Below are 20,519 nucleotides of genomic sequence, written 5' to 3'. Positions count from 1 at the left end.
CATATAGTATATTAAACTTAATAAAACAAAAAACCCCGAGTGATAATCGAGGTTTTTAGTTACAAACTGACAATTATACTTACTAACATAATACCAATACCCATTAAAAAAGAAGCAAAAAATCCAAACCATTTTCCTTTATATGTAGTTATTGCAGAAATTATATAAACAAGCAAAAAAACTATTTGAAGCCAAATCGGTAAATCCAGTCCTTGTTTTGTTTGTACCATCATCCATATATTATCCAGTAAAAACAATAAAAATAAAACAATTAAAGTAATCTTGATGATTTTCTTCATATTGAACTCCTTTTGTTGTTATTATATGTAGTTTAAGTATAGCAAAAACCCCCCGAATTCTCTAGGAAAACTCGAGGGGAAATCATCAATAAGGCTTATTTTTTCACTTGGCTCATTACTTCTTCAACAAAGTTATCTTCTTTTTTCTCGATTCCTTCGCCTACTTCGAAACGTACGAATGATACAACTTTACCACCGCTTTGTTTTACGTATTCACCTACAGTGATGTCTGGGTTTTTAACGAAAGGTTGGTCTTCTAAGGAAATTTCGCTTAAATATTTTTTCAAACGACCTTCTACCATTTTTTCAACGATATTAGCTGGTTTGCCTTCGTTTAATGCTTGTTGAGTTAATACTTCTTTTTCGTGTTCCACTTCTTCAGTAGAAACGTCTTCACGAGAAATGTATTTAGGATTGATTGCAGCGATGTGCATTGCAACATCTTTTGCAACTGTAGTGTCAGTAGTTCCTTCAAGAAGTGTAAGAACGCCAATACGTCCATTCATGTGGATGTATTCACCAAAAGCAGAGTTGTCTGCTTTTTCTTTTACTTCAAAACGACGAAGGGAAATGTTTTCACCGATTTTTGTGATTGCTTCAGTGATATAATCTTGAACAGTTTGACCATTAGGCATTTCTGTTTTAAGCGCGTCTTCTAAGCTATCAGGACGTACTGCAAGAATTTGTTTAGCTAATGCATCAACTAACTGTTGGAAGTTATCGTTTTTAGCAACGAAATCTGTTTCAGCATTTACTTCAAGTACTACTGCATGTTTTTCATTGCTGATTACATGAGTCATACCTTCAGAAGCAACACGATCAGATTTCTTCGCAGCTTTAGCGATACCTTTTTCACGAAGATAGTCAATTGCTTTTTCCATATCTCCTTCAGTTTCTACAAGCGCTTTTTTACAATCCATCATACCAGCACCAGTTTTTTCACGTAATTCTTTTACCATTTGAGCTGTAATATTAGCCATTTATTTTCCCTCCAATTTTTCTCTTTAAAAAAGGTGATAAGAATAGTGCCTTATCACCTTGAAAGTTTCAAATAAAATCTTATGCTTCAGTAGTTTCTTCTGTAGCTTTTTCTTCTACAGGAGCAACTTCTGCTTCAGTTAACTCTTCCCCTTGGTTCACTTCAATGATAGCATCAGCCATTTTAGCAGTTAAAAGTTTAACCGCACGGATAGCATCATCATTTGCAGGGATTACGTAGTCGATTTCATCCGGATCACAGTTTGTATCAACAATACCGATGATAGGAATATGAAGTTTACGAGCTTCTGCAACCGCAATACGTTCTTTGCGTGGGTCAACGATGAATAGAGCGTCAGGAAGACCTTTCATGTCTTTGATTCCGCCTAAGAAGCGTTCTAGTTTTTCTTGTTCTTTTTTAAGAAGGACTACTTCTTTTTTAGGAAGGACTTCAAAAGTTCCATCTGCTTCCATTTTTTCGATTTTTTTAAGGTGTTGAATACGTTTTTGAATAGTTTCAAAGTTAGTTAAAGTACCACCTAACCAACGATGATTCACGAAATATTGTCCAGAACGGATAGCTTCGTCGCGAACGGATTCTTGTGCTTGTTTTTTAGTTCCTACAAACAGGATAGTACCGTTGTCGCTAGCTACTTCACGCATGAAGTTGAAAGCTTCGTCTACTTTTTTCACTGTTTTTTGTAGGTCAATGATATAAATACCATTTCTTTCTGTGAAGATATATTTCTTCATTTTTGGGTTCCAACGGCGAGTTTGGTGGCCGAAGTGAACTCCTGCTTCGAGTAATTGTTTCATTGAAATAACAGGCATGTGTTATTCCCTCCTATTGGTTTATTTTTTGCGGATAACCGCCCTCCGCATGGATCAACCAGCTGAAAAACTTAAGCGAACAAGCCGCTAAGCACCTTCTCAGTCTGTCACCGTGCGTGTGTGATTTAACACTAACAATAAATATAGCATAATAGAGCTCAAGTTGCAAGTTATTGCGTTAAACTTCCCAAAATCTATTCTAGTATAAATTGACGATTATTAAACTGAATACTGCCGGAACACCGAACGCCATTTTCGTTATTAACACGATAGCGTTCGGTGTCCAAGAGCTGTTTTCTCGCTTATTTGCGATAAAAGTCTCGATTTCTCAATTATAATTACATGTTTTACATTTTAAATAATAAAAAGCATCAAAATTCATTTCAAATTCTGATGCTTTTTATTATCTTTCAGTAAATTAAAATTCTACGCTATTCATTGCGTCTTTTGGAGTGCCAAAGAAATAAGTTAAAATGAATCCACCTAAATATGCTGCAATTAGTCCGATGACGTAAGAAAGCCATTCATTATTCGCGATTAGAGGGATAAGTGCAACCCCTGATGGTCCGATTGCAATTGCTCCGACGTTACCAAAATAGCCGATTACAGCCCCACCAATACCGCCTCCGAGACAAGCTGTAAGAAAAGGTTTACCAAGTGGTATTGTTACCCCATAAATTAATGGTTCACCGATGCCTAAAATCCCAACCGGAAGACCCCCTTTAATCATATTTACAAGTGGTTTATTTTTACGACAACGAATCCAAAGTGCAATTGCTGCTCCAACTTGTCCACCACCTGCCATTGCTAAAATAGGTAGTAAGATAGTATAACCATTTTGAGCAATCATTTCTACATGAATAGGTGTTAAAACTTGATGTAACCCAAACATTACCATTGGTAAGAATAACGTTCCTAGTACAAAACCTGCGAATACTCCCCCAACTTCGATTACCCAATTAATACCGTTAACTAAACCATCTGATACAAGTCCTGCAAATGGCATAATTAAGAAAATAGTTACTAAACCAATAATAAGTAATACAAGCGTTGGCGTAAAAATAATATCTATCGCATTTGGAATGATTTTGCGCAAGTTTTTTTCAAGTAGGCACATTAGCCAAACTGCTAATAACACGCCGATAATTCCACCCTGTCCGGCTACGATAGGATCCCCCGTGAAAATGTTTGTAATTGTATGTCCTTCTGCCAATCCAGAAAGCAATGTTATTCCAGCGATTCCTCCACCGAGTACAGGTGTTCCACCAAATTCATTCGCGGTATTAATCCCTACATAAATGGCTAAGAAGGCAAATATTCCTTTATTAATAACCCCTAAAATATCAATATATTGAGTCCAAACAGCAGCATCTAAATTTCCAGCTGTTATATTGTTAGCAATAATTGCTGCAATACCTGCAATTAATCCCGCGCCAACAAATCCTGGAATTAGTGGAACAAAAATATTAGAGATTGATTTTAGTAATCTTTTAAAACCTGATGAATTATTTTGTTTTGCTTTTAATTCTGCTTTTGTTTTGGATGCTTTTTCTTCGACTAATTCCTTACCAGTTTTTGTGCCGCTATCCAAATTTTCTTGAATCGTTTCGCCAATTTTAACACCAGCTATTTCTGCCATTGCGCCGGCTACTTTGTTCACAACTCCTGGTCCAACAATAATCTGTAAAGTATCATCTTCTACAACACCAATAACGCCCGGAATTTTTTTTAATCCAGCTACATCAACAAGGTCACTATCAACTATCCCCAATCGAACTCGTGTCATACAATGTGCAATTCTTGAAACGTTTTCCATTCCACCAACGTGAATAAATATTTGTTTGCCAATTTCTGCTTCTTTTGTCATTATTCCAGCTCCTTATTTTTGGATAGTGTTTCGAACAAACCCTTTTGCTTCACTTAATTTTTCTAACGCTATTTCTTTGGTTGAATTGGTTAATATCATGACAATGGCCACTTTTACATGTTTTTCAGCTGCTTCATAAAATTTATTTGCTGTTTCGTAATCGGCTTCTGTGGCTTCCATAATAATTCGTTTAGAGCGCTCTTCTAATTTTTTATTTGTTGGTAAAACATCCACCATCAAATTTTTATACACTTTTCCAATTCCGACCATTGAAGCTGTTGAAATCATATTTAATACTAGTTTCTGAGCTGTTCCTGCTTTTAATCTAGTGGAACCTGTTAAAATTTCCGCTCCGGTCATAATTTCTACTGCTATATCAGCGTGTGCTGAAATTTTTGCATTAGTATTGCAAGAAATTGCTCCGGTTTTAGCCCCAACAGATTTGGCATAGTCAAGCGCACCAATCACATAAGGTGTTCTACCACTTGCAGCAATACCAATAACAAAATCGTTTGCAGTTAACTTAATTTGCTTTAAGTCGTTTTCGCCAAGTACTTTTGAATCTTCCGCACCTTCTATTGCAGCTACAAAAGCTTTTTCACCACCTGCAATTAAGCCAATGACCTGCTCCTTTGAGACCCCAAAAGTTGGAACACATTCAGCTGCATCAAGTACCCCTAATCTTCCACTTGTTCCGGCACCTAGATAAATCAAACGGCCACCTTTTTGAAAACACGAGATGACACCGCTTACAATTGACTCAATTTGAGGTAAGACCTTTTTTATAGCTATTGGAACTGTTAAATCCTCTTCATTCATTACTGCTAAAATTTCTTTTGGAGAAAGTGTATCTAAATCAATCGTTTTTTTATTTCGTTCTTCTGTTGCTAAATTCTCTAACATTTTAACCACTCCTTCCAACATAGTATAATATAAATGAAATAAAATTTCAATATATAAATTAAATATTAAAATTTTTATTTATTATTGGTAATAAAAAAATAGGCAGTAGCTTTAATTATTAAGCTACTACCTATTTTCTATTATTCTCTAAAACGATTAGTGGCCTCTCGCGAATGTTTAATTTGGTGAATCATTTCGTCGTAGTGATGGGATGCATAATAGTAAAATAAAATGTCAATTACTAGCAATTGCGCTTGTCTTGAACTTGTTGCTGTACTTCTAATTTCAGCTTCTGGAGCACGAGAAGTTTCTAAAGATAAATCTGCTTTTTCCTTCAGCTTATTGCTACCAAAACGTGTAAGACTAATCACAATGACGTTGTTCAGTTTGGCTTGATCTACGAGTTGCAAGACTTCGGATGTTTCTCCACTGTTAGAAATAGCAATAAAAACGGCTTTCTTCTTCCCCGTTGCAAAAGCCATTGCTAGAACATGTGCATCTTGCGTAGCTAAAACATGTTTCCCTGCACGCAGCCACTTTTGCGAAATATCTTCTGCTACTAACCAAGAAGCCCCGACCCCATAGGTATAAATAGTATCTGCTTTGTCGAGTAATTCGCATGCATCTAAAACTTTGGCTTCGTTTAGTTGGCTAGCCGTATCGTTCATCGTTTGAATCATGTTGGAAACTAGTTTTTCTGTGATGGTATGAAAATCTTCATTTGGTTCAATATCATAATAGCCTTTCTTTTGTGGTTGAGCCAAATCTAATGATAATTGTCTTTTTAATTCTGGAAAACTTTGAAGTCCGATTGATTTACAGAAACGGATAACAGCCGCCCCGCTTGCATCTGCTTTTTGAGCTAGCTTATGAATCGATGCAGTAGTTGTAAATTCTGGATTTGCTAATACTGCTTGGCCAATTTTTTTCTCTGACTTCGGCAAATCATTTAAAATACCTTCTATTCGATTGATAATACTACCATTATTCATTAACTTTTCTCCATTCCATTTTCCGTAATTATACCAAAAAATTGGTCAAAAATAAAACTGCCGGCTAGAAGCCAGCAGTTTCCATTATCAATTCGCAACAATATTTACAAGTTTCCCTGGAACAACAATCACTTTACGGATTGTTTTGCCTTCTAGGTTTTCTTTCATTTTGTCGTCTTCTTGTGCGATTTTTTCTAGTTCTTCTTTTTCGAGTGACTTTGCAACGGTGATTTTACTTTTTACTTTGCCATTTACTTGAAGTACGATTTCTACTTCATCTTCTACTAGCTTGGTTTCATCGTATGTTGGCCAAGCTACGTAGCTGATTGTTTCGGTGTGTCCAAGGATTTCCCATAGTTCTTCTGCAAGGTGTGGTGCGATTGGTGACAGGAGTTGTACAAAACCTTCGACATATTGTTTTGGAATCGTATCTTGTTTATATGCTTCATTGATGAAAATCATTAGTTGCGAAATCCCGGTATTGAAGCGCAGGTTTTCGTAATGATTCGTAACTGTTTTCACCATATGATGATACGCTTTTTCTATGTTAACATTCGTATCAGTTGTAACTTTTTCAGCGAGTGTGCCTTCTTCAGTTACTAGCAAGCGCCAGATGCGGTCTAGGAATTTACGTGCACCTTCTAGTCCATTTTCGTTCCATGCAATCGAAGCTTCTAGTGGTCCCATGAACATTTCGTACAAGCGGAGTGTGTCTGCACCGTATTTTTCTACTACTTCATCAGGGTTAACGACATTGCCTCTTGATTTGGACATTTTTTCGTTATTTTCGCCAAGAATCATCCCTTGGTTAAATAGTTTTTGGAAAGGTTCTTTTGTCGGAACTACACCGATATCGTACAAGAATTTATGCCAGAAACGTGCATAAAGAAGGTGAAGCACTGCATGCTCTGCCCCGCCGATATAAACGTCAACTGGAAGCCATTCTGCTAGTTTTTCTTTGTCAGCAATTGCTTCGCTGTTTTTTGGATCGATATAACGCAAGAAATACCAGCTTGATCCAGCCCATTGTGGCATCGTATTTGTTTCGCGACGACCTTTTCGACCGTTTTCGTCTGTTACGTTTACCCAGTCATGCAAGTTAGCAAGTGGTGATTCGCCAGTTCCTGATGGTTTGATTTCTGTTGCTTTTGGCAAAAGTAGTGGCAGTTCTTCTTCGGGTACAAGTGTTGTTTCGCCGTCTTCCCAGTGGATAACTGGAATTGGTTCGCCCCAGTAACGCTGTCTGCTGAACAACCAGTCGCGCAAACGATATGTGATTTTACGGCTACCAATGCCTTCTTTTTCTAGCCAATCAATTGCAGCAGTAATCGCTTCTGCTTTAGCTAGGCCGTTCAAGAAATCAGAGTTAATATGTGGTCCGTCGCCAGTGAATGCTTCTTTTGTCAAGTCGCCGCCTTCAAGTACTGGACGGATATTCAAACCAAATTGTTGTGCAAATTCAAAATCACGTTCGTCATGGGCTGGTACAGCCATAATTGCCCCTGTTCCGTATTGAATCAAAACATAGTCAGCAATCCAAATCGGCACTTCTTCGCCGTTGATTGGATTAATCGCGTAAGCTCCTGTGAAGACACCTGTTTTATCTTTTGCAAGGTCAGTTCTTTCTAGTTCGCTTTTTAGTTCTACTTGTTTTTTATAAACTTCCACTGCTTCTTTTTGCTCAGGTGTTGTGATCTTTTCGATAAGTTCGTGTTCTGGAGCAAAAACGGTATATGTTGCGCCAAAAAGTGTATCCGGCCGTGTTGTAAAGACATTAAACGTTTCATCGCTATCTTTAATTTTAAAAGTTACTTCTGCACCTTCAGAACGACCAATCCAGTTACGTTGCATATCTTTAATATTTTCAGGCCAATCCACCAGATCAAGATCATCTAGCAAACGATCTGCGTATGCGGTAATTTTAAGCATCCATTGGCGCATTGGTTTACGGAAAACAGGGAAGCCACCGCGTTCACTTTTGCCATCGATTACTTCTTCATTAGCTAGTACGGTTCCAAGTGCTGGACACCAGTTTACAGCGATTTCAGCTTCATAAGCTAGACCTTTTTCATATAGTTTTTCAAAAATCCATTGTGTCCATTTATAATATTCTGGGTCTGTTGTATTAATTTCACGGTCCCAGTCGTAGGAAAAACCAAGAGATTTAATTTGGCGAGTAAAGTTGGCAATATTCAGTGCGGTGAATTCTTCTGGATCGTTACCAGTATCAATCGCATATTGCTCTGCAGGAAGTCCAAATGCATCCCAACCGATTGGATGAAGGACGTTCTTCCCTTGCATACGTTTCATTCTAGACAAAATATCTGTTGCAGTATAGCCTTCTGGATGTCCTACGTGAAGACCTGCTCCAGATGGGTAAGGAAACATATCTAGTGCATAGAAGTTTTCTTTATCTTTATCTTCTGTTGTTTTAAATGTGTTATGTTCACTCCAATATTGTTGCCATTTCGGTTCCATTTTTTTATGATTAAATGTCACTTTACTCATCCTCTTTTCCTTAAAATATCGAATTTTGACTACAAAAAAATCCCTACATCCCAACGGCTTATCGCCATGGGACGAGAGATGCTTCTCCCGCGGTACCACCCACATTAGTGTTTGACCACTCAACTTAACAATTCCTTAACGCGGAAAACGGGGATACACCCAAGCTCCATGGTAAGTTCATCCAGATTTTGTGACTGACTTGCACCAACCGTCAGCTCTCTTTACATCAAAATATAGAGATTACTACTCCAATTCATCGCTATTTCGCAAAATTCATTAGTCTTATTGTAGCTGAATTTAGTTTTTTTAGCAAGCGGTCTGAAGATTTATCTAACTTTCGTAGTAAAATGTGCTAAAATGAATGGAGAATTTGATTTAAAGGAGTTTAAAACTAGTGAAACAAACGAATCCATTTGTATATAGTAATGATAATAAAAGATACCATACATGGAACTACTGTTTACGCGAAGAATTTGGTCAAAAGACATACAAAGTTGCGCTAGATGGTGGTTTTGATTGTCCAAATCGTGATGGCACAGTGGCGCATGGTGGTTGTACATTTTGTAGTGCGGCTGGTTCTGGTGATTTTGCTGGAAACCGAGCGCTTGATTTAAAAGTACAATTCCAGCAGGTGCGCGACAAGATGCAAACGAAATGGAAAGATGGGAAATGTATTGCTTACTTCCAGGCTTTTACAAATACTCATGCCCCTGTTGCTGAATTGCGTGAGAAATTTGAAACGGTCTTGAATGAACCTGGCGTGGTTGGACTTTCGATTGCGACAAGACCTGACTGTTTGCCAGATGATGTCGTGGAATACTTGGCCGAATTAAATGAACGGACTTATTTGTGGTTGGAACTCGGGTTGCAATCTGCTCATGATGAAACCGGACGCTTAATTAATCGCGCGCATGATTATGATTGTTATGTAGAAGGTGTGCGCAAACTACAAAAACATAATATCCGCATTTGTACCCACATCATTAACGGACTTCCGAAAGAAACACCGGAAATGATGATGGAAACCGCACAAAAGGTAGTTGAAAGTGGCGTTGATGGTATTAAAATCCATTTGCTCCATTTATTAAAAGGAACACCTATGGTTGAAGATTATAAAAAAGGTGACTTAGAATTTTTAACCCGTGATGGTTATGTGAACTTAGTGGCTGACCAACTCGAAATTCTACCTCCAGAAATGGTTATTCACCGAATTACAGGCGATGGTGGTGTAGATGATTTAATCGGGCCAGTTTGGAGTTTAAATAAATTTGAAGTACTGAATGCGATTGATGCAGAACTCGTTCGAAGAGATAGCTGGCAAGGGAAACTTTATCAACCTGCGGAAGTGGTTTCCAAATGAATTTAAGAGGCATTCTCCCCTTCGCTCATGATACGCTCCGGAAAGTAGTTCGTCCTGGTGACTATGTGATTGACGCCACATGTGGCAATGGACATGATACGCTTTTACTAGCGGAACTTGTTGGTATTAATGGGCATGTGCTTGGATTTGACATTCAACAAGTGGCTGTTGATGCGACGAAGGCCCGTTTAGAAAATGCGGGTGTTTCTTCGCAAATGGAGCTCGTATGTGCTAGCCATGCGCTCATTCCAAAATATGCAACAAAACCTGTTCGCGCTGCTATTTTCAATCTCGGCTACTTGCCAGGTGGCGACAAAGAAATTACAACAACCGCTGATTCGACGCTAGAAAGTCTTGGTCATTTAATGAAGCTGCTCGAAGTTGGTGGCGTCATTATTCTTGTGATTTATCACGGTCATCCAGCTGGAAAAATCGAAAAAGATGCTGTCATGACTTTTTGTGAAGCGATTCCACAACAAGATTTCCACGTTTTATCTTATAACTTTATAAATCAAAAAAATGATGCGCCTTTTGTTATTGTCATCGAAAAAAGAAAACCTAGACAAAGCTAATAATTAGCCTGTCTAGGTTTTCTTTTTATTTTCCAAAATCATATTTATCTGCTACGTATACATCATACCAAATCATAAAAATGACTACTGTCCAGATTTTACGACTATAATCGAATTTCCCAGCACAATGGTCTTCTAGTAAGCCTAGAACGTATTGTTTGTTAATTAAATGATCGGTTGGTGATTCTTTAATGATATTTTTAACCCAAGCGTTCATTTCGTCTTTTAGCCAGTGACGAATTGGTACTGGGAATCCTAGTTTACGGCGATTAAGTACGTGTTCTGGCACGAATGTTGCTGCCGCTTTACGTAAGATATATTTGGTTGTGCTATTGGTTGTTTTCATTGTATCTGGAATATTTCTTGCTACATTGTACACTTCTTTATCAAGGAAAGGTACACGAACTTCCAGTGAATTAGCCATTGTCATACGGTCAGCTTTGAGAAGAATATCTCCGCGTAGCCACGTATGAATATCAATATACTGCATTCTTTCTACAGGATGATAATTCGTTGTTTCTGCATAAAATGGATCTGTAATATTCGTATAGTCATGACCAGCTTGATATTTTGGAAGTAAAATTTGTTTTTCTTTTTCCGTGAACATTTTCGCGTTTCCGATATAGCGTTCTTCCATCGGAGTGGTTCCACGTTCTAAGAAACTTTTACCACGCATACCTTCTGGCATAATGTGCGCCACACTATTTAGCATTGATTTAAATACGCTTGGCATTTTGTTAAACATCGCAAGAGAATTTGGTTCGTTGTAGATGTTATAACCGCCAAATAGTTCATCTGCGCCCTCACCTGATAATGCTACGGTTACTTGTTTACGCGCTTCTCTTGATAAGAAATAAAGCGGAATAGCAGCTGGATCAGCAAGTGGGTCATCCATATGCCAAACAATTTTTGGTAATTCTTTCATATATTCTTCTGGTGAAATAACATAACTAATATTTTCTACTCCAAGCTTATCTGCTGTTTCTTTTGCGACATCGATTTCACTGAAACCATCGCGCTCAAAGCCTACAGAGAATGTTTTAATTGCTGGATGATATTCTTTGGCAATCGCTGCAATAATCGATGAATCAATACCGCCAGATAGAAAAGATCCGACTGGAACATCAGAACGCATATGCATTTTTACAGAATCATACATCACGTCACGGACTTCTTTAATCCAAGCGTCTTCTGATTTAGTTACTGGTGCAAAAGATGCTTTCCAATAAGTAGTAATTTCCATTGGTTGACCAATTTTCTTCGTGAACTGATGTCCTGGTTCTAAACGTTTGACATTTTTAGTTAAGGAATCTGGTTCTGGAACGAATTGGTAAGTCATATAGTTTTGTAATGAAACTTCATCCAATTCTTTTTCTTTTAAAGCATGTAAAATGGATTTCTTTTCAGAACCCATAAATAGCTTGCCATCTTCTTCTGCATAGAAAAATGGTTTAATTCCGAATGGATCGCGTGCGCCGTAAACAAGTTCTTCTTGTTTATCCCAAATAACGAAACCAAACATCCCACGAAGACGTTCTGCTGTTTTTTCTTTGTATTTCGCATATGTAGCGATAATTACTTCGGTATCACTTTCAGTTTCAAATGTCATTCCTTCAGCAACTAATTGCTCGCGGAGTTCCACATAGTTATAAACTTCTCCATTAAAAATAATCCAGTAACGTTCATTTTCATACGTTAACGGTTGATGACCGTTTTCTACATCAATAATACTTAAACGGCGGAAACCAAACTGCACGTGATCATCTGTGAAGTATCCTTCATCATCTGGCCCACGGTGCGTAATCATACTGTTCATTTGTCTAAAGGTTTCTTTATCAGCGCCAGTAATTTCTGCAATGCGGTCATGTACGCATCCTACAAATCCACACATGGTAACATTTCTCCTCTATATAGATAATCATTTTATCTTTTTTTCACAACGTCTATCATATCATAACTAGGCTTTCTTTGCACTGTTTAGGAAAGAAAAAACCGAACATTCCTTACAAGAAATGTTCGGTTAAGCTTATTTTACGATTAATTTTTTTAAGGCTTCTGCTTTGTCGGTTCTTTCCCAAGGTAAATCAAGATCGCTACGGCCAAAATGACCAAATGCAGCTGTTTGACGATAAATTGGGCGACGCAGGTCTAGCATATGGATTATCCCGGCTGGGCGTAAGTCAAATAGCTCATTGACGCCATCAATTAATTCTTGTTCTGAATAGTTACTGGTCCCATATGTGTCAATCGAAATCGAAACTGGACGCGCAACTCCGATAGCATAAGCAACTTGTACTTCTACTTTTTTAGCAAGTCCAGCAGCAACGATATTTTTAGCTACATATCTTGCAGCATAAGCACCAGATCGGTCTACTTTGGTCGGATCTTTACCAGAGAACGCTCCCCCGCCGTGACGTGCATAACCACCATATGTATCCACGATGATTTTACGGCCAGTTAAGCCAGCATCGCCAAGTGGTCCACCAATAACAAAGCGCCCGGTTGGATTAATAAAGTATTTTGTATTTTCATCTAAGAAAGAGGCATCAATTACTTCTGGGAATAGATGCGTGTGTAAGTCTTTCGCGATTTGTTCTTGTGTAATGTCCGGATGATGTTGCGTGGAAACAACAATTGTATCAATGCGGACAGGTTGATTAAATTCATCGTATTCTACGGTTACTTGTGTTTTCGCATCTGGTCGTAAATAATCTAATTTATTCGTTTTACGTAATTCTGTTAACTTACGTGCCAAGCCATGTGCCAAAAAGATTGGTAATGGCATTAACTCTTCTGTTTCATCTGTAGCAAAACCAAACATCAAACCTTGGTCACCTGCTCCAATTGCTTCAATAGCAGCATCAATTTCGCTGCCACTTCTTGATTCTAGTGCCTCGTCCACACCTTGCGCAATATCTGGTGATTGTTCGTCAATAGCCGTTAAAACAGCACATGTCTCTGCATCAAAACCATATTTTGCTCGAGTATAGCCGATTTCTTTAATAGTATCACGAACGATTTTAGGAATATCTACATAAACAGAAGTAGTAATCTCTCCTGCTACTAATACTAAACCAGTTGTCAGGGTGGTTTCACAAGCTACACGTGCGTCCGGATCTTTTGAAATAATTGCATCTAAAATTGCATCAGATATTTGATCTGCAATTTTATCTGGATGTCCATCAGAAACCGATTCCGATGTAAATAGATGACGGTTCTTAGCCAATTTTTTTCCTCCTCTAGTTCTCTCCAAATACGTCTCATATAAAAAGCCTTTCTCTATTTTGCACGAAACGCGCACGAATAGAGAAAGGCTATAATTATACCTTTGCTCTCATCGTTCAGGAGATATTACTCCTGCAACAGATTAGCACCTTTCACTTATATGTGTAGGTTGCTGGGCTTCAAAGGGTCAGTCCCTCTACCGCTCTGGATAAGAGATAAATTTTAATTCTAAGATAGAATACCATAAAATGGGGCTATATGCAATAAAAATTCGGTTTTGTCTTCATTTGCATTTCTAAAAAAGGCATTCCTTTATTTTTTGCTTATCATTATTTCTATCCTGTGGTATGATAGATGGATAAAAAAGATGTTTTACTTAACTAAAGGAGATTGTATCTATGAGTTTAATTACGTTATCCTTGATTATTTTTCTAGGGTTTTTAGCCGTTGTATGTTTATTTGATTTTGTTTTTCGTTGGTATTGGTTTAAATATTTTCTAGCAACTATGGGATTAATTGCAAGTGGTGTGGTATTTTTCATCAGTTTTTATGGTGGCGGAATGTCACAAACAGAAATTGCTATTGCTATTTTTATTGGTTCATTTGGTGAATATATCGTATCGCTTATCATCAGCCTAATTCGGTTTATTTCCAGAAAATCAAAAAAACCTAAACAAAAGAAAAAAGTCAAAACAGCTTAAAAAACTAGCTATATGAAAAGATGCTCATCTTTCATGTAGCTAGTTTTTTTAGGTTTATTTTTAAATTTGAACCAAGTCGAAAGCTTTACGAATAACCGCTGCCGAATTTTCAAAATTAATCTGTTCTTCTTTAGTCAATGGGGGTTCGATAATATCAAGAACTCCTTCTGCACCAATAAGCGCTGGTTGTCCGATATATGTATGTGTTTGTTCTGAAAAAACAGCTAATAGAAATACTTGTTTAGCATTTGTTAGGAGAGCATCAACAATTCCCGCTGTGGCAGTAGCAATTCCAAAACTCGTCCAACCTTTACCAGTTAAAATATTCCAGCCACCACCGCGTACTGCATCTTTTAAAGCAGGTAAATCAAGCGGCCTTTTCGTTTTATAATCAGTGATATTGACGCCACCAATTTTCACAGTCGACCAAGCAACGAATTGTGATTCACCGTGCTCGCCAAGAACGTAACCTTCGATACTTTTTGGATTAATATGTAAAGCTTCTCCAACCACTCTTCTCATTCTAGCAGTATCAAGCGATGTCCCTGTTCCAAATACACGAGACCGATCAAAACCAGATATTTTCTGAATAAGCATAGTAATAACATCACACGGATTAGTAATATTTACAAAAATTCCTTTAAAACCTGTCGCTAAAATTTTCGGCACAATCTCTGTTACCGACCGACTTGTTTCAACGAGTTCTTCCATACGATCTTCTCGTAGTAAAGTTTCGGGCCCGACAGCCATCACAATAATGTCTGCATCTGAAAGAGCTTCCCAGTTATTCGCTATAATGGTTGTATAGGAATGAGTCATGGATGCCATATCGCGTAACTCAAGCGCTTCACTCTCTGCTTTTGCTTCTATTTTATCTATTATAACGATTTCATCACAAATCCCTTGTGTAACAAGAGAAAAAGCCACGTCGCTTCCAACATGACCAGCACCAATTATACCAACTTTACGCTTCAAAAAATCCCCTCCAAACTTAGTTACTTGAATTTAAAGCGATTAATTCATATTTAATGATGGTTTTATTATTTTCCCATACAAGTTTACGCGGAATTGCTTCTCCAAGTGTTTCGCCTTCTTTTGTTTTACGAACAGCAATAGGAACATCAATGGGATAAATGCGATAACCTAGTTTTTCCAGTTCAAAAAAATTATCAGAAATTCTTTTTTCATTTCCCTTTGTTACGATCATTGTGTTTACCTCAAGTGGCATACCCAATTTTCTCACCTCCAGTTTCTTTTATCATAGCAGAGTTTACCCTAATTTGACTAGTTTTTATCGTCTAAGATCTGCTCCGCTTGCTTAACAATTTGTACCATTCCAGCATCACGCATAAAAAAACTAAATGCTGGTTGTAAAATAAACTTGCTAAGTGTTCCTTTCAAAACGACTGGCCCATTTGTTTCTAAATAATTTGGTTGTTCCATTATTGACACAACCTTTGCTATATAAACGCGTTTAGTAAAAATTCGTTCTTTAGATTCAACTAAATAATCTGCAACAAAATCGAAAGTATCACTAACTGCACCTGTTTCTTCCATTAATTCTCGGCGCGCTGCTTCAATACTAGTTTCGCCAGGCTCCCCCTTACCACCAGGGAATTCCAAACCGCGAATTTTGTGTTCCGTAAATAGCCAACTACCGTCTATTTTAGGAATAATAAGCACATCGTCTGGATTTTTTTGCTGCTTTTCGAAATAAATGGTTACTTTATTGCCTAATGTATCTGTATAAATAAACAAAAACTCACTTCCTTTTCTTTTTTCAAAAATATGGTAAGCTGTTATTAAGATGAATTTTAAGAGGATGAATTATAATGAAAAAAATACTTATCGGAGGCATCCGACTCTATCAAAAATATATATCACGCTTTACTCCAGCTACTTGTCGTTTTTATCCAACTTGTTCTGCTTATGGAATAGAAGCGATTGAAACCCATGGCGCCTTAAAAGGAAGTTACCTTGCAATAAGACGTATTTCCAAATGCCACCCTTTTCATAAAGGCGGACTTGATTTCGTTCCACCTAAAAAAGATAAAAACGATGATTCTGAGCACACTTGTAAAGCTCATCATCATTAATAATAGCATGAATCGGCTTATGCCGGTTCATTTTTTCTTGCTTTTTCTTAAATAATAAGGTATTATCAAATTCGGACTATAAATCGTAATTACTACGATTAGTATATTATTTAAACAAGAACAATTTCGATTTAGAGGAGTGAATAGATTGAAAAAGAGTTACCTTTTTGCTTTATCAGCACTACTATCAGTTTTTTTAATACTTACAGGCTGTTCAAACAGTAGTGATACAAAAGCTACTAAAAGTGATAAATTGAGTGTATATACTACTGTTTATCCTTTGCAGTATTTAACAGAACAAATTGGCGGTAAATACGTAGATGTTAAAAGTATTTACCCGCCTGGTTCTGATGCCCATAGTTTTGAACCGACACAGAAAGACATGATGAAAATTGCCGATAGCGATTTATTTTTCTATATTGGACTAGGTATGGAAGGATTTGTTGATAAAGCTGAAAAAACATTAGCGAATGAAAAAGTCACTTTTGTTCCTACCGCAGAAAAACTAGATTTACCAATAGATCCAGATGCAGCTGAAGAACATGACCATGAGAGCGAAGAAGAGCATGAGCATCATGATATAAATCCGCATGTATGGTTAAGTCCTGTTTATATGGAACAAATGGCCACAGTTGTTAAAGATAAATTAATTAAAGAAATGCCTGATCAAAAAGAAATGTTAGAGAAAAATTATCAAGCTTTAGAAGAAAAGCTAAAAAAATTAGATCAAGATTTCCGTTCTGTTACAAGTGAAGCAAAACAAGAAGATTTTGTTACAGCCCATGCTGCTTATAGCTACTGGGAAACAGAATATAACTTACACCAAATCCCTATAGCTGGAGTTTCTACTAGTGATGAACCTTCTCAAAAGAAATTAAAATCAATCGTAGAAAAAATCGAAGCAGCTAAAATCCCTTACATCATGCTTGAACAAAATACCAATTCGAAAATAGCGGATGTTATCATGCAAGAAACAAATACAAAAACATTGACGCTTCATAATCTAGAAACACTCACACAAAAAGATATTGACCAAGGTCGCGATTATCTTTCCATTATGAATGATAACTTAAAAGCTTTAAAACAAGGACTTGATTACTAAAAAGAAAGGTGCTCTAATCAACTTGAGCACCTTTCTTTTAATTTATTTCGCTGAATTTTGCCTGATGCTGTTTTCGGTAAATGTTCAACAATCGTTATTTGCTTAGGAATCTTAAAACTAGCCAAATTAGTTTGACAAATATCTTTTAATATTGCCTCATCAAAACCTTCATTTATAACGAGGAAAGCAACAGGAACACTTCCCCATTTAGCATCTTGTTTACCAACAACCGCAACTTCTTTTACTGCCTCATAAGTGCCAATTATATGTTCTATTTCCGTTGGATAAATATTTTCTCCTCCAGAAATAATTAAATCAGAACGCCGCTCTAAAACAAACAAAAAGTCTTCGTCATCCAAATAACCAATATCACCTGTTTTAAACCAGCCATCTATAAATGCCTTTTTCGTCGCTACTTCATTGTGCAAATATCCAGGTGTAATCGAAGGACCTTTTAGCAGAATTTCACCGTCAGCAGCAATTTTTACTTCTGCCGGAAATAATGCCTTGCCAGAGGAGCCAATTTTATTTAAGGCATCTTTTGGTGGCAATGTCACAATTTGTGAAGCTGTTTCCGTCATACCAAACGACTGGACTAACGGAATATCTCGTTGCTTACAAATTTCCAAAACGTTTTTACTTGCTGGGCCCCCACCTAACAATATAGTTCTTAAATTCGGATGGTAACTTCTCCTTTGGATTTTTAACAATCGTTCTAGCATCGAAGTCACTACAGAAATTGTAGAAATTTTACCACTTTCAAGCAATTTCGTAATTCTCTCTTCATCGAAATGCTCTTCTAAATATACTGGAATTCCGTAAATAACCGAACGCATCAGAATTGATAATCCACTAATATGAAATATCGGCACCGCACAAAGCCAACTATCCCTCTCTGTTAAACCTAAATTCAAAACGGAAGAAACAGCGCTCCACCAATGATTTTCATATGTCTGTATCACACCTTTTGGTTTTCCAGTTGTTCCTGAAGTATACATAACCGATGCTATACACGATAAATCCTGTGTACTAACTAGCTCTGGCTTTACATAATTCATTTGCTGTAATGCTCTGTAACTAACACCCAAAGTTACTTTTTCCATAAATATGTCTGCTACAATCACTTGTTCTATCTCAGCATTTGCTAATTGAAAAGTAATCTCTTTTTTCGTTAAACGATTGTTAAGGAATAAAGTAACCGCTCCAAGTTGTTGCAAAGCATGAATAAGTAAAAAAGTCATCCGATCGTTTTTTCCAAGTAAAGCAACCATCGTATCTTTTCTAATACCAAGCGCGAATAACTTACCTGCAAGCTTCTCTACTGCTTCATATATTTCCTCAAATGTTTCTTGTTTTCCTTCAAAAACGAGCGCGGTTTCTCCTGGAGAAAGCCGCACTCGTTTTTGAAGCCAGTTTGTCATGTCCATTTTTACACCTTCAAATCAAGGGAATTTTGGAAATTGGTCAAAGTCTGGATCGCGTTTTTCTTTAAAGGCATCGCGACCTTCTTTGGCTTCATCTGTTGTATAGTATAGAAGTGTTGCGTCACCAGCTAATTGCTGAATACCCGCTAAACCGTCTGTATCTGCATTGAAGGCAGCTTTGATGAAACGAAGCGCAGTTGGACTTTTTTGTAGCATTTCTTTCGCCCAAGCTACAGTTTCTTTTTCTAAATCTGCTACTGGAACAACAGTATTAATCCAGCCCATTTCCAGTGCTTCTTCCGCTGTATATTGACGGCACATGAACCAAACTTCTTTTGCTTTCTTATGTCCAATAACACGTGCTAAATAGCCAGAACCATAACCAGCATCAAAGCTACCAACATTCGGCCCAGTTTGTCCAAATTTCGCATTGTCTGCTGCAATTGTTAAGTCACAAACTAATTGAAGAACATTTCCTCCACCAATGGACCAGCCTGCAACCATCGCGATAACTGGTTTTGGAATAACACGAATTAAACGTTGTAAATCAAGTACGTTTAAACGGGGGATTTGGTCATCACCAACGTAACCACCGTGACCGCGAACTTTTTGGTCTCCGCCAGAACAGAATGCTTTTTCGCCTTCCCCTGTTAAAATAATCACGCCAAGATCCGAATTATCACGTGCTAAGTTAAATGCATCAATCATTTCTGTTACCGTTTTTGGTGTAAATGCATTATGTACTTCTGGGCGGTTAATCGTGATTTTTGCGATACCTTCGTAACTTTCATATTTAATTTCCTCATATACTTTTTCTGTTTGCCAATTAAAACTCATTTTTCTTCCTCCTTTAAAATAACTTCCAGCCAGTAAATAAGCTGACTTGAAAAAACGTTCGGTTGTTCTAAATAGACAGCATGTCCCGAATCTTGTATCGTGACATGAGTGCTATTTGGTAAAAGTTGCTTCATTTCTCGGGCGATTTTTTCGAATTTCTCATCTAAATTGCCCGTGATCAGTAGCACTGGAAACGTAAAGTCCACTAAATTTTCCCAATAAGAAGGTTGCTTCCCAGTGCCCATTCCGCGTAAACTCCTTGCTAAACCATGTGGGTTTTGAGCTAATCGCTCTAATCTTATCCGCTTTTTTAACGCAAACGGTAAGTCGTTTTGTGATGCAAAAAGGGCTAAATTTTCCCAGTAAGCTACAAAAGGTTCCATACCATCCGCATCAAGCGTGTCAGCTAAACGGTTATCTGCACTAATCCGGCTTGCGCGTGCTTTTTCGTCTCGCAGTCCTGGTGAACTACTAACTAGAATAAGCCCGCGCACAAGCTCCTTGCATTTTGCAGCAAAAGCAGTCGCTACTCGCCCACCCATTGAGTACCCTAGCACAAAACAGCTATCGATTTTTAATTGGCGTAAAATACTGGCCAAATCATCACAAATATTTTCAATAGAATAACGCGATACTTCTTCGGGACAAGAAGTTTTTCCGTGCCCAAGTAAATCAGGTGCGATTATACTAAAACGCTCTTTTAAAAGCGATATACTATCTTGAAAAGTCTCGCTAGAACCAGTAAAACCATGTAGCATTAATAAAACTGGTTTTTCATCGCTTATATCATTTAATAAATGATAATGTTGACCGTTTACTAGCAT

General features: G+C 37.5%; 20 protein-coding genes, 1 riboswitch and 1 other annotated feature. Of the genes, 5 read left to right on the top strand and 15 right to left on the bottom strand.

From position 1 onward, the window contains the following. Positions 1–59 precede the first annotated feature (59 nt). The 7 genes from HCB45_RS13645 to leuS form a co-directional block, all read right to left on the bottom strand. Positions 60–299 carry a hypothetical protein gene (locus HCB45_RS13645; RefSeq protein WP_185318954.1) on the bottom strand — a complete coding sequence of 80 codons (240 nt, stop codon included), beginning with the start codon at positions 297–299 and terminating at the stop codon, positions 60–62. 95 nt (positions 300–394) lie between these two features. Beyond that, positions 395–1,279 (bottom strand): translation elongation factor Ts, encoded by an 885-nt coding sequence (gene tsf, locus HCB45_RS13640; protein ID WP_003767202.1) that lies wholly within the window; start codon positions 1,277–1,279, stop codon positions 395–397. A gap of 79 nt (positions 1,280–1,358) precedes the next feature. Beyond that, positions 1,359–2,108, bottom strand: a complete 750-nt coding sequence (gene rpsB, locus HCB45_RS13635; protein ID WP_014093012.1) for a 30S ribosomal protein S2 — start codon at positions 2,106–2,108, stop codon at positions 1,359–1,361. Positions 2,109–2,526: 418 nt separating this feature from the next. Then, a complete protein-coding gene (locus HCB45_RS13630) occupies positions 2,527–3,975 on the bottom strand; it encodes a PTS transporter subunit EIIC (RefSeq protein WP_185318955.1) in 1,449 nt (482 codons plus the stop codon). A 12-nt stretch (positions 3,976–3,987) separates the two neighbouring features. After that, the gene (gene murQ, locus HCB45_RS13625; protein WP_185318956.1) at positions 3,988–4,878 is read right to left on the bottom strand and encodes an N-acetylmuramic acid 6-phosphate etherase; all 891 of its coding nucleotides are present in this window, start codon (positions 4,876–4,878) and stop codon (positions 3,988–3,990) included. A 140-nt stretch (positions 4,879–5,018) separates the two neighbouring features. Continuing rightward, positions 5,019–5,870 carry a MurR/RpiR family transcriptional regulator gene (locus HCB45_RS13620; RefSeq protein ID WP_185318957.1) on the bottom strand — a complete coding sequence of 284 codons (852 nt, stop codon included), beginning with the start codon at positions 5,868–5,870 and terminating at the stop codon, positions 5,019–5,021. A gap of 87 nt (positions 5,871–5,957) precedes the next feature. Continuing rightward, positions 5,958–8,369, bottom strand: coding sequence for a leucine--tRNA ligase (leuS, locus tag HCB45_RS13615; protein ID WP_185318958.1), 2,412 nt, complete (start codon positions 8,367–8,369; stop codon positions 5,958–5,960). Between the two features lie 73 nt (positions 8,370–8,442). After that, positions 8,443–8,644 (bottom strand) — a binding site (T-box leader). A gap of 128 nt (positions 8,645–8,772) precedes the next feature. On the opposite strand from leuS, the gene mnmL reads away from it, so the two are divergent. Then, on the top strand, positions 8,773–9,738 hold the full coding sequence (gene mnmL / locus HCB45_RS13610) for a tRNA modification radical SAM protein MnmL/YtqA (protein WP_185607797.1): 966 nt from the start codon (positions 8,773–8,775) through the stop codon (positions 9,736–9,738). Beyond that, positions 9,735–10,310 carry a tRNA 5-(aminomethyl)-2-thiouridylate-methyltransferase MnmM gene (gene mnmM / locus HCB45_RS13605; protein ID WP_185318960.1) on the top strand — a complete coding sequence of 192 codons (576 nt, stop codon included), beginning with the start codon at positions 9,735–9,737 and terminating at the stop codon, positions 10,308–10,310. Before mnmL ends, mnmM begins: the two co-directional genes overlap by 4 nt. 25 nt (positions 10,311–10,335) lie before the next feature. On the opposite strand, the gene asnB is transcribed toward mnmM, so the two are convergent. Further along, a complete protein-coding gene (gene asnB, locus HCB45_RS13600; protein WP_185607798.1) occupies positions 10,336–12,201 on the bottom strand; it encodes an asparagine synthase (glutamine-hydrolyzing) in 1,866 nt (621 codons plus the stop codon). A gap of 135 nt (positions 12,202–12,336) precedes the next feature. Further along, the gene (gene metK, locus HCB45_RS13595) at positions 12,337–13,536 is read right to left on the bottom strand and encodes a methionine adenosyltransferase (RefSeq protein WP_185620276.1); all 1,200 of its coding nucleotides are present in this window, start codon (positions 13,534–13,536) and stop codon (positions 12,337–12,339) included. A gap of 105 nt (positions 13,537–13,641) precedes the next feature. Next, a riboswitch (SAM riboswitch) is annotated at positions 13,642–13,750 on the bottom strand. A gap of 183 nt (positions 13,751–13,933) precedes the next feature. Between metK and HCB45_RS13590 the strand changes: the two genes are divergently transcribed. Then, positions 13,934–14,236, top strand: a complete 303-nt coding sequence (locus HCB45_RS13590; protein WP_185318963.1) for a hypothetical protein — start codon at positions 13,934–13,936, stop codon at positions 14,234–14,236. A 60-nt stretch (positions 14,237–14,296) separates the two neighbouring features. Here the strand turns inward: HCB45_RS13590 and HCB45_RS13585 are convergent, their stop codons facing one another. Genes HCB45_RS13585 through ytkD form a run of 3 tightly spaced genes read right to left on the bottom strand, consistent with a single transcriptional unit; the run spans position 14,297 to position 15,994 of the window. Further along, positions 14,297–15,211 (bottom strand): L-lactate dehydrogenase, encoded by a 915-nt coding sequence (locus HCB45_RS13585; RefSeq protein ID WP_185620275.1) that lies wholly within the window; start codon positions 15,209–15,211, stop codon positions 14,297–14,299. 16 nt (positions 15,212–15,227) lie between these two features. After that, complete coding sequence (locus tag HCB45_RS13580) at positions 15,228–15,470, bottom strand: DUF2584 domain-containing protein (RefSeq protein ID WP_185318965.1); 243 nt, start codon at positions 15,468–15,470, stop codon at positions 15,228–15,230. A gap of 50 nt (positions 15,471–15,520) precedes the next feature. Continuing rightward, positions 15,521–15,994 (bottom strand): RNA deprotection pyrophosphohydrolase, encoded by a 474-nt coding sequence (ytkD, locus tag HCB45_RS13575; protein ID WP_185318966.1) that lies wholly within the window; start codon positions 15,992–15,994, stop codon positions 15,521–15,523. A gap of 74 nt (positions 15,995–16,068) precedes the next feature. On the opposite strand from ytkD, the gene yidD reads away from it, so the two are divergent. Continuing rightward, on the top strand, positions 16,069–16,332 hold the full coding sequence (gene yidD, locus HCB45_RS13570; RefSeq protein ID WP_185318967.1) for a membrane protein insertion efficiency factor YidD: 264 nt from the start codon (positions 16,069–16,071) through the stop codon (positions 16,330–16,332). Positions 16,333–16,480: 148 nt separating this feature from the next. Next, a complete protein-coding gene (locus HCB45_RS13565; RefSeq protein WP_185620274.1) occupies positions 16,481–17,434 on the top strand; it encodes a metal ABC transporter substrate-binding protein in 954 nt (317 codons plus the stop codon). A 17-nt stretch (positions 17,435–17,451) separates the two neighbouring features. Here the strand turns inward: HCB45_RS13565 and HCB45_RS13560 are convergent, their stop codons facing one another. Genes HCB45_RS13560 through menH form a run of 3 tightly spaced genes read right to left on the bottom strand, consistent with a single transcriptional unit; the run spans position 17,452 to position 20,519 of the window. Then, on the bottom strand, positions 17,452–18,861 hold the full coding sequence (locus HCB45_RS13560; protein WP_185318969.1) for an o-succinylbenzoate--CoA ligase: 1,410 nt from the start codon (positions 18,859–18,861) through the stop codon (positions 17,452–17,454). A gap of 15 nt (positions 18,862–18,876) precedes the next feature. Next, the gene (menB, locus tag HCB45_RS13555) at positions 18,877–19,695 is read right to left on the bottom strand and encodes a 1,4-dihydroxy-2-naphthoyl-CoA synthase (protein ID WP_185318970.1); all 819 of its coding nucleotides are present in this window, start codon (positions 19,693–19,695) and stop codon (positions 18,877–18,879) included. Further along, positions 19,692–20,519: a 2-succinyl-6-hydroxy-2,4-cyclohexadiene-1-carboxylate synthase gene (gene menH / locus HCB45_RS13550; RefSeq protein ID WP_185318971.1), complete on the bottom strand. Its 828-nt coding sequence runs from the start codon at positions 20,517–20,519 to the stop codon at positions 19,692–19,694. Before menH ends, menB begins: the two co-directional genes overlap by 4 nt.

Origin of the sequence: Listeria farberi, assembly GCF_014229245.1 — a bacterium.
Lineage (GTDB): Bacteria > Bacillota > Bacilli > Lactobacillales > Listeriaceae > Listeria > Listeria farberi.
The sequence above is the reverse complement of the archived record's forward strand: the minus strand, read 5'-3'. Positions and strand labels throughout refer to the sequence as shown.

Excerpts from the sequence above, each read along its gene's own strand:
- HCB45_RS13645 (WP_185318954.1), bottom strand. The coding sequence starts at position 299 with ATGAAGAAAATCATCAAGATTACTTTAATTGTTTTATTTTTATTGTTT.
- tsf (WP_003767202.1), bottom strand. The coding sequence starts at position 1,279 with ATGGCTAATATTACAGCTCAAATGGTAAAAGAATTACGTGAAAAAACT.
- rpsB (WP_014093012.1), bottom strand. The coding sequence starts at position 2,108 with ATGCCTGTTATTTCAATGAAACAATTACTCGAAGCAGGAGTTCACTTC.
- HCB45_RS13630 (WP_185318955.1), bottom strand. The coding sequence starts at position 3,975 with ATGACAAAAGAAGCAGAAATTGGCAAACAAATATTTATTCACGTTGGT.
- murQ (WP_185318956.1), bottom strand. The coding sequence starts at position 4,878 with ATGTTAGAGAATTTAGCAACAGAAGAACGAAATAAAAAAACGATTGAT.
- HCB45_RS13620 (WP_185318957.1), bottom strand. The coding sequence starts at position 5,870 with ATGAATAATGGTAGTATTATCAATCGAATAGAAGGTATTTTAAATGAT.
- mnmM (WP_185318960.1), top strand. The coding sequence starts at position 9,735 with ATGAATTTAAGAGGCATTCTCCCCTTCGCTCATGATACGCTCCGGAAA.
- asnB (WP_185607798.1), bottom strand. The coding sequence starts at position 12,201 with ATGTGTGGATTTGTAGGATGCGTACATGACCGCATTGCAGAAATTACT.
- HCB45_RS13590 (WP_185318963.1), top strand. The coding sequence starts at position 13,934 with ATGAGTTTAATTACGTTATCCTTGATTATTTTTCTAGGGTTTTTAGCC.
- yidD (WP_185318967.1), top strand. The coding sequence starts at position 16,069 with ATGAAAAAAATACTTATCGGAGGCATCCGACTCTATCAAAAATATATA.
- HCB45_RS13560 (WP_185318969.1), bottom strand. The coding sequence starts at position 18,861 with ATGGACATGACAAACTGGCTTCAAAAACGAGTGCGGCTTTCTCCAGGA.
- menB (WP_185318970.1), bottom strand. The coding sequence starts at position 19,695 with ATGAGTTTTAATTGGCAAACAGAAAAAGTATATGAGGAAATTAAATAT.
- menH (WP_185318971.1), bottom strand. The coding sequence starts at position 20,519 with ATGCTAGTAAACGGTCAACATTATCATTTATTAAATGATATAAGCGAT.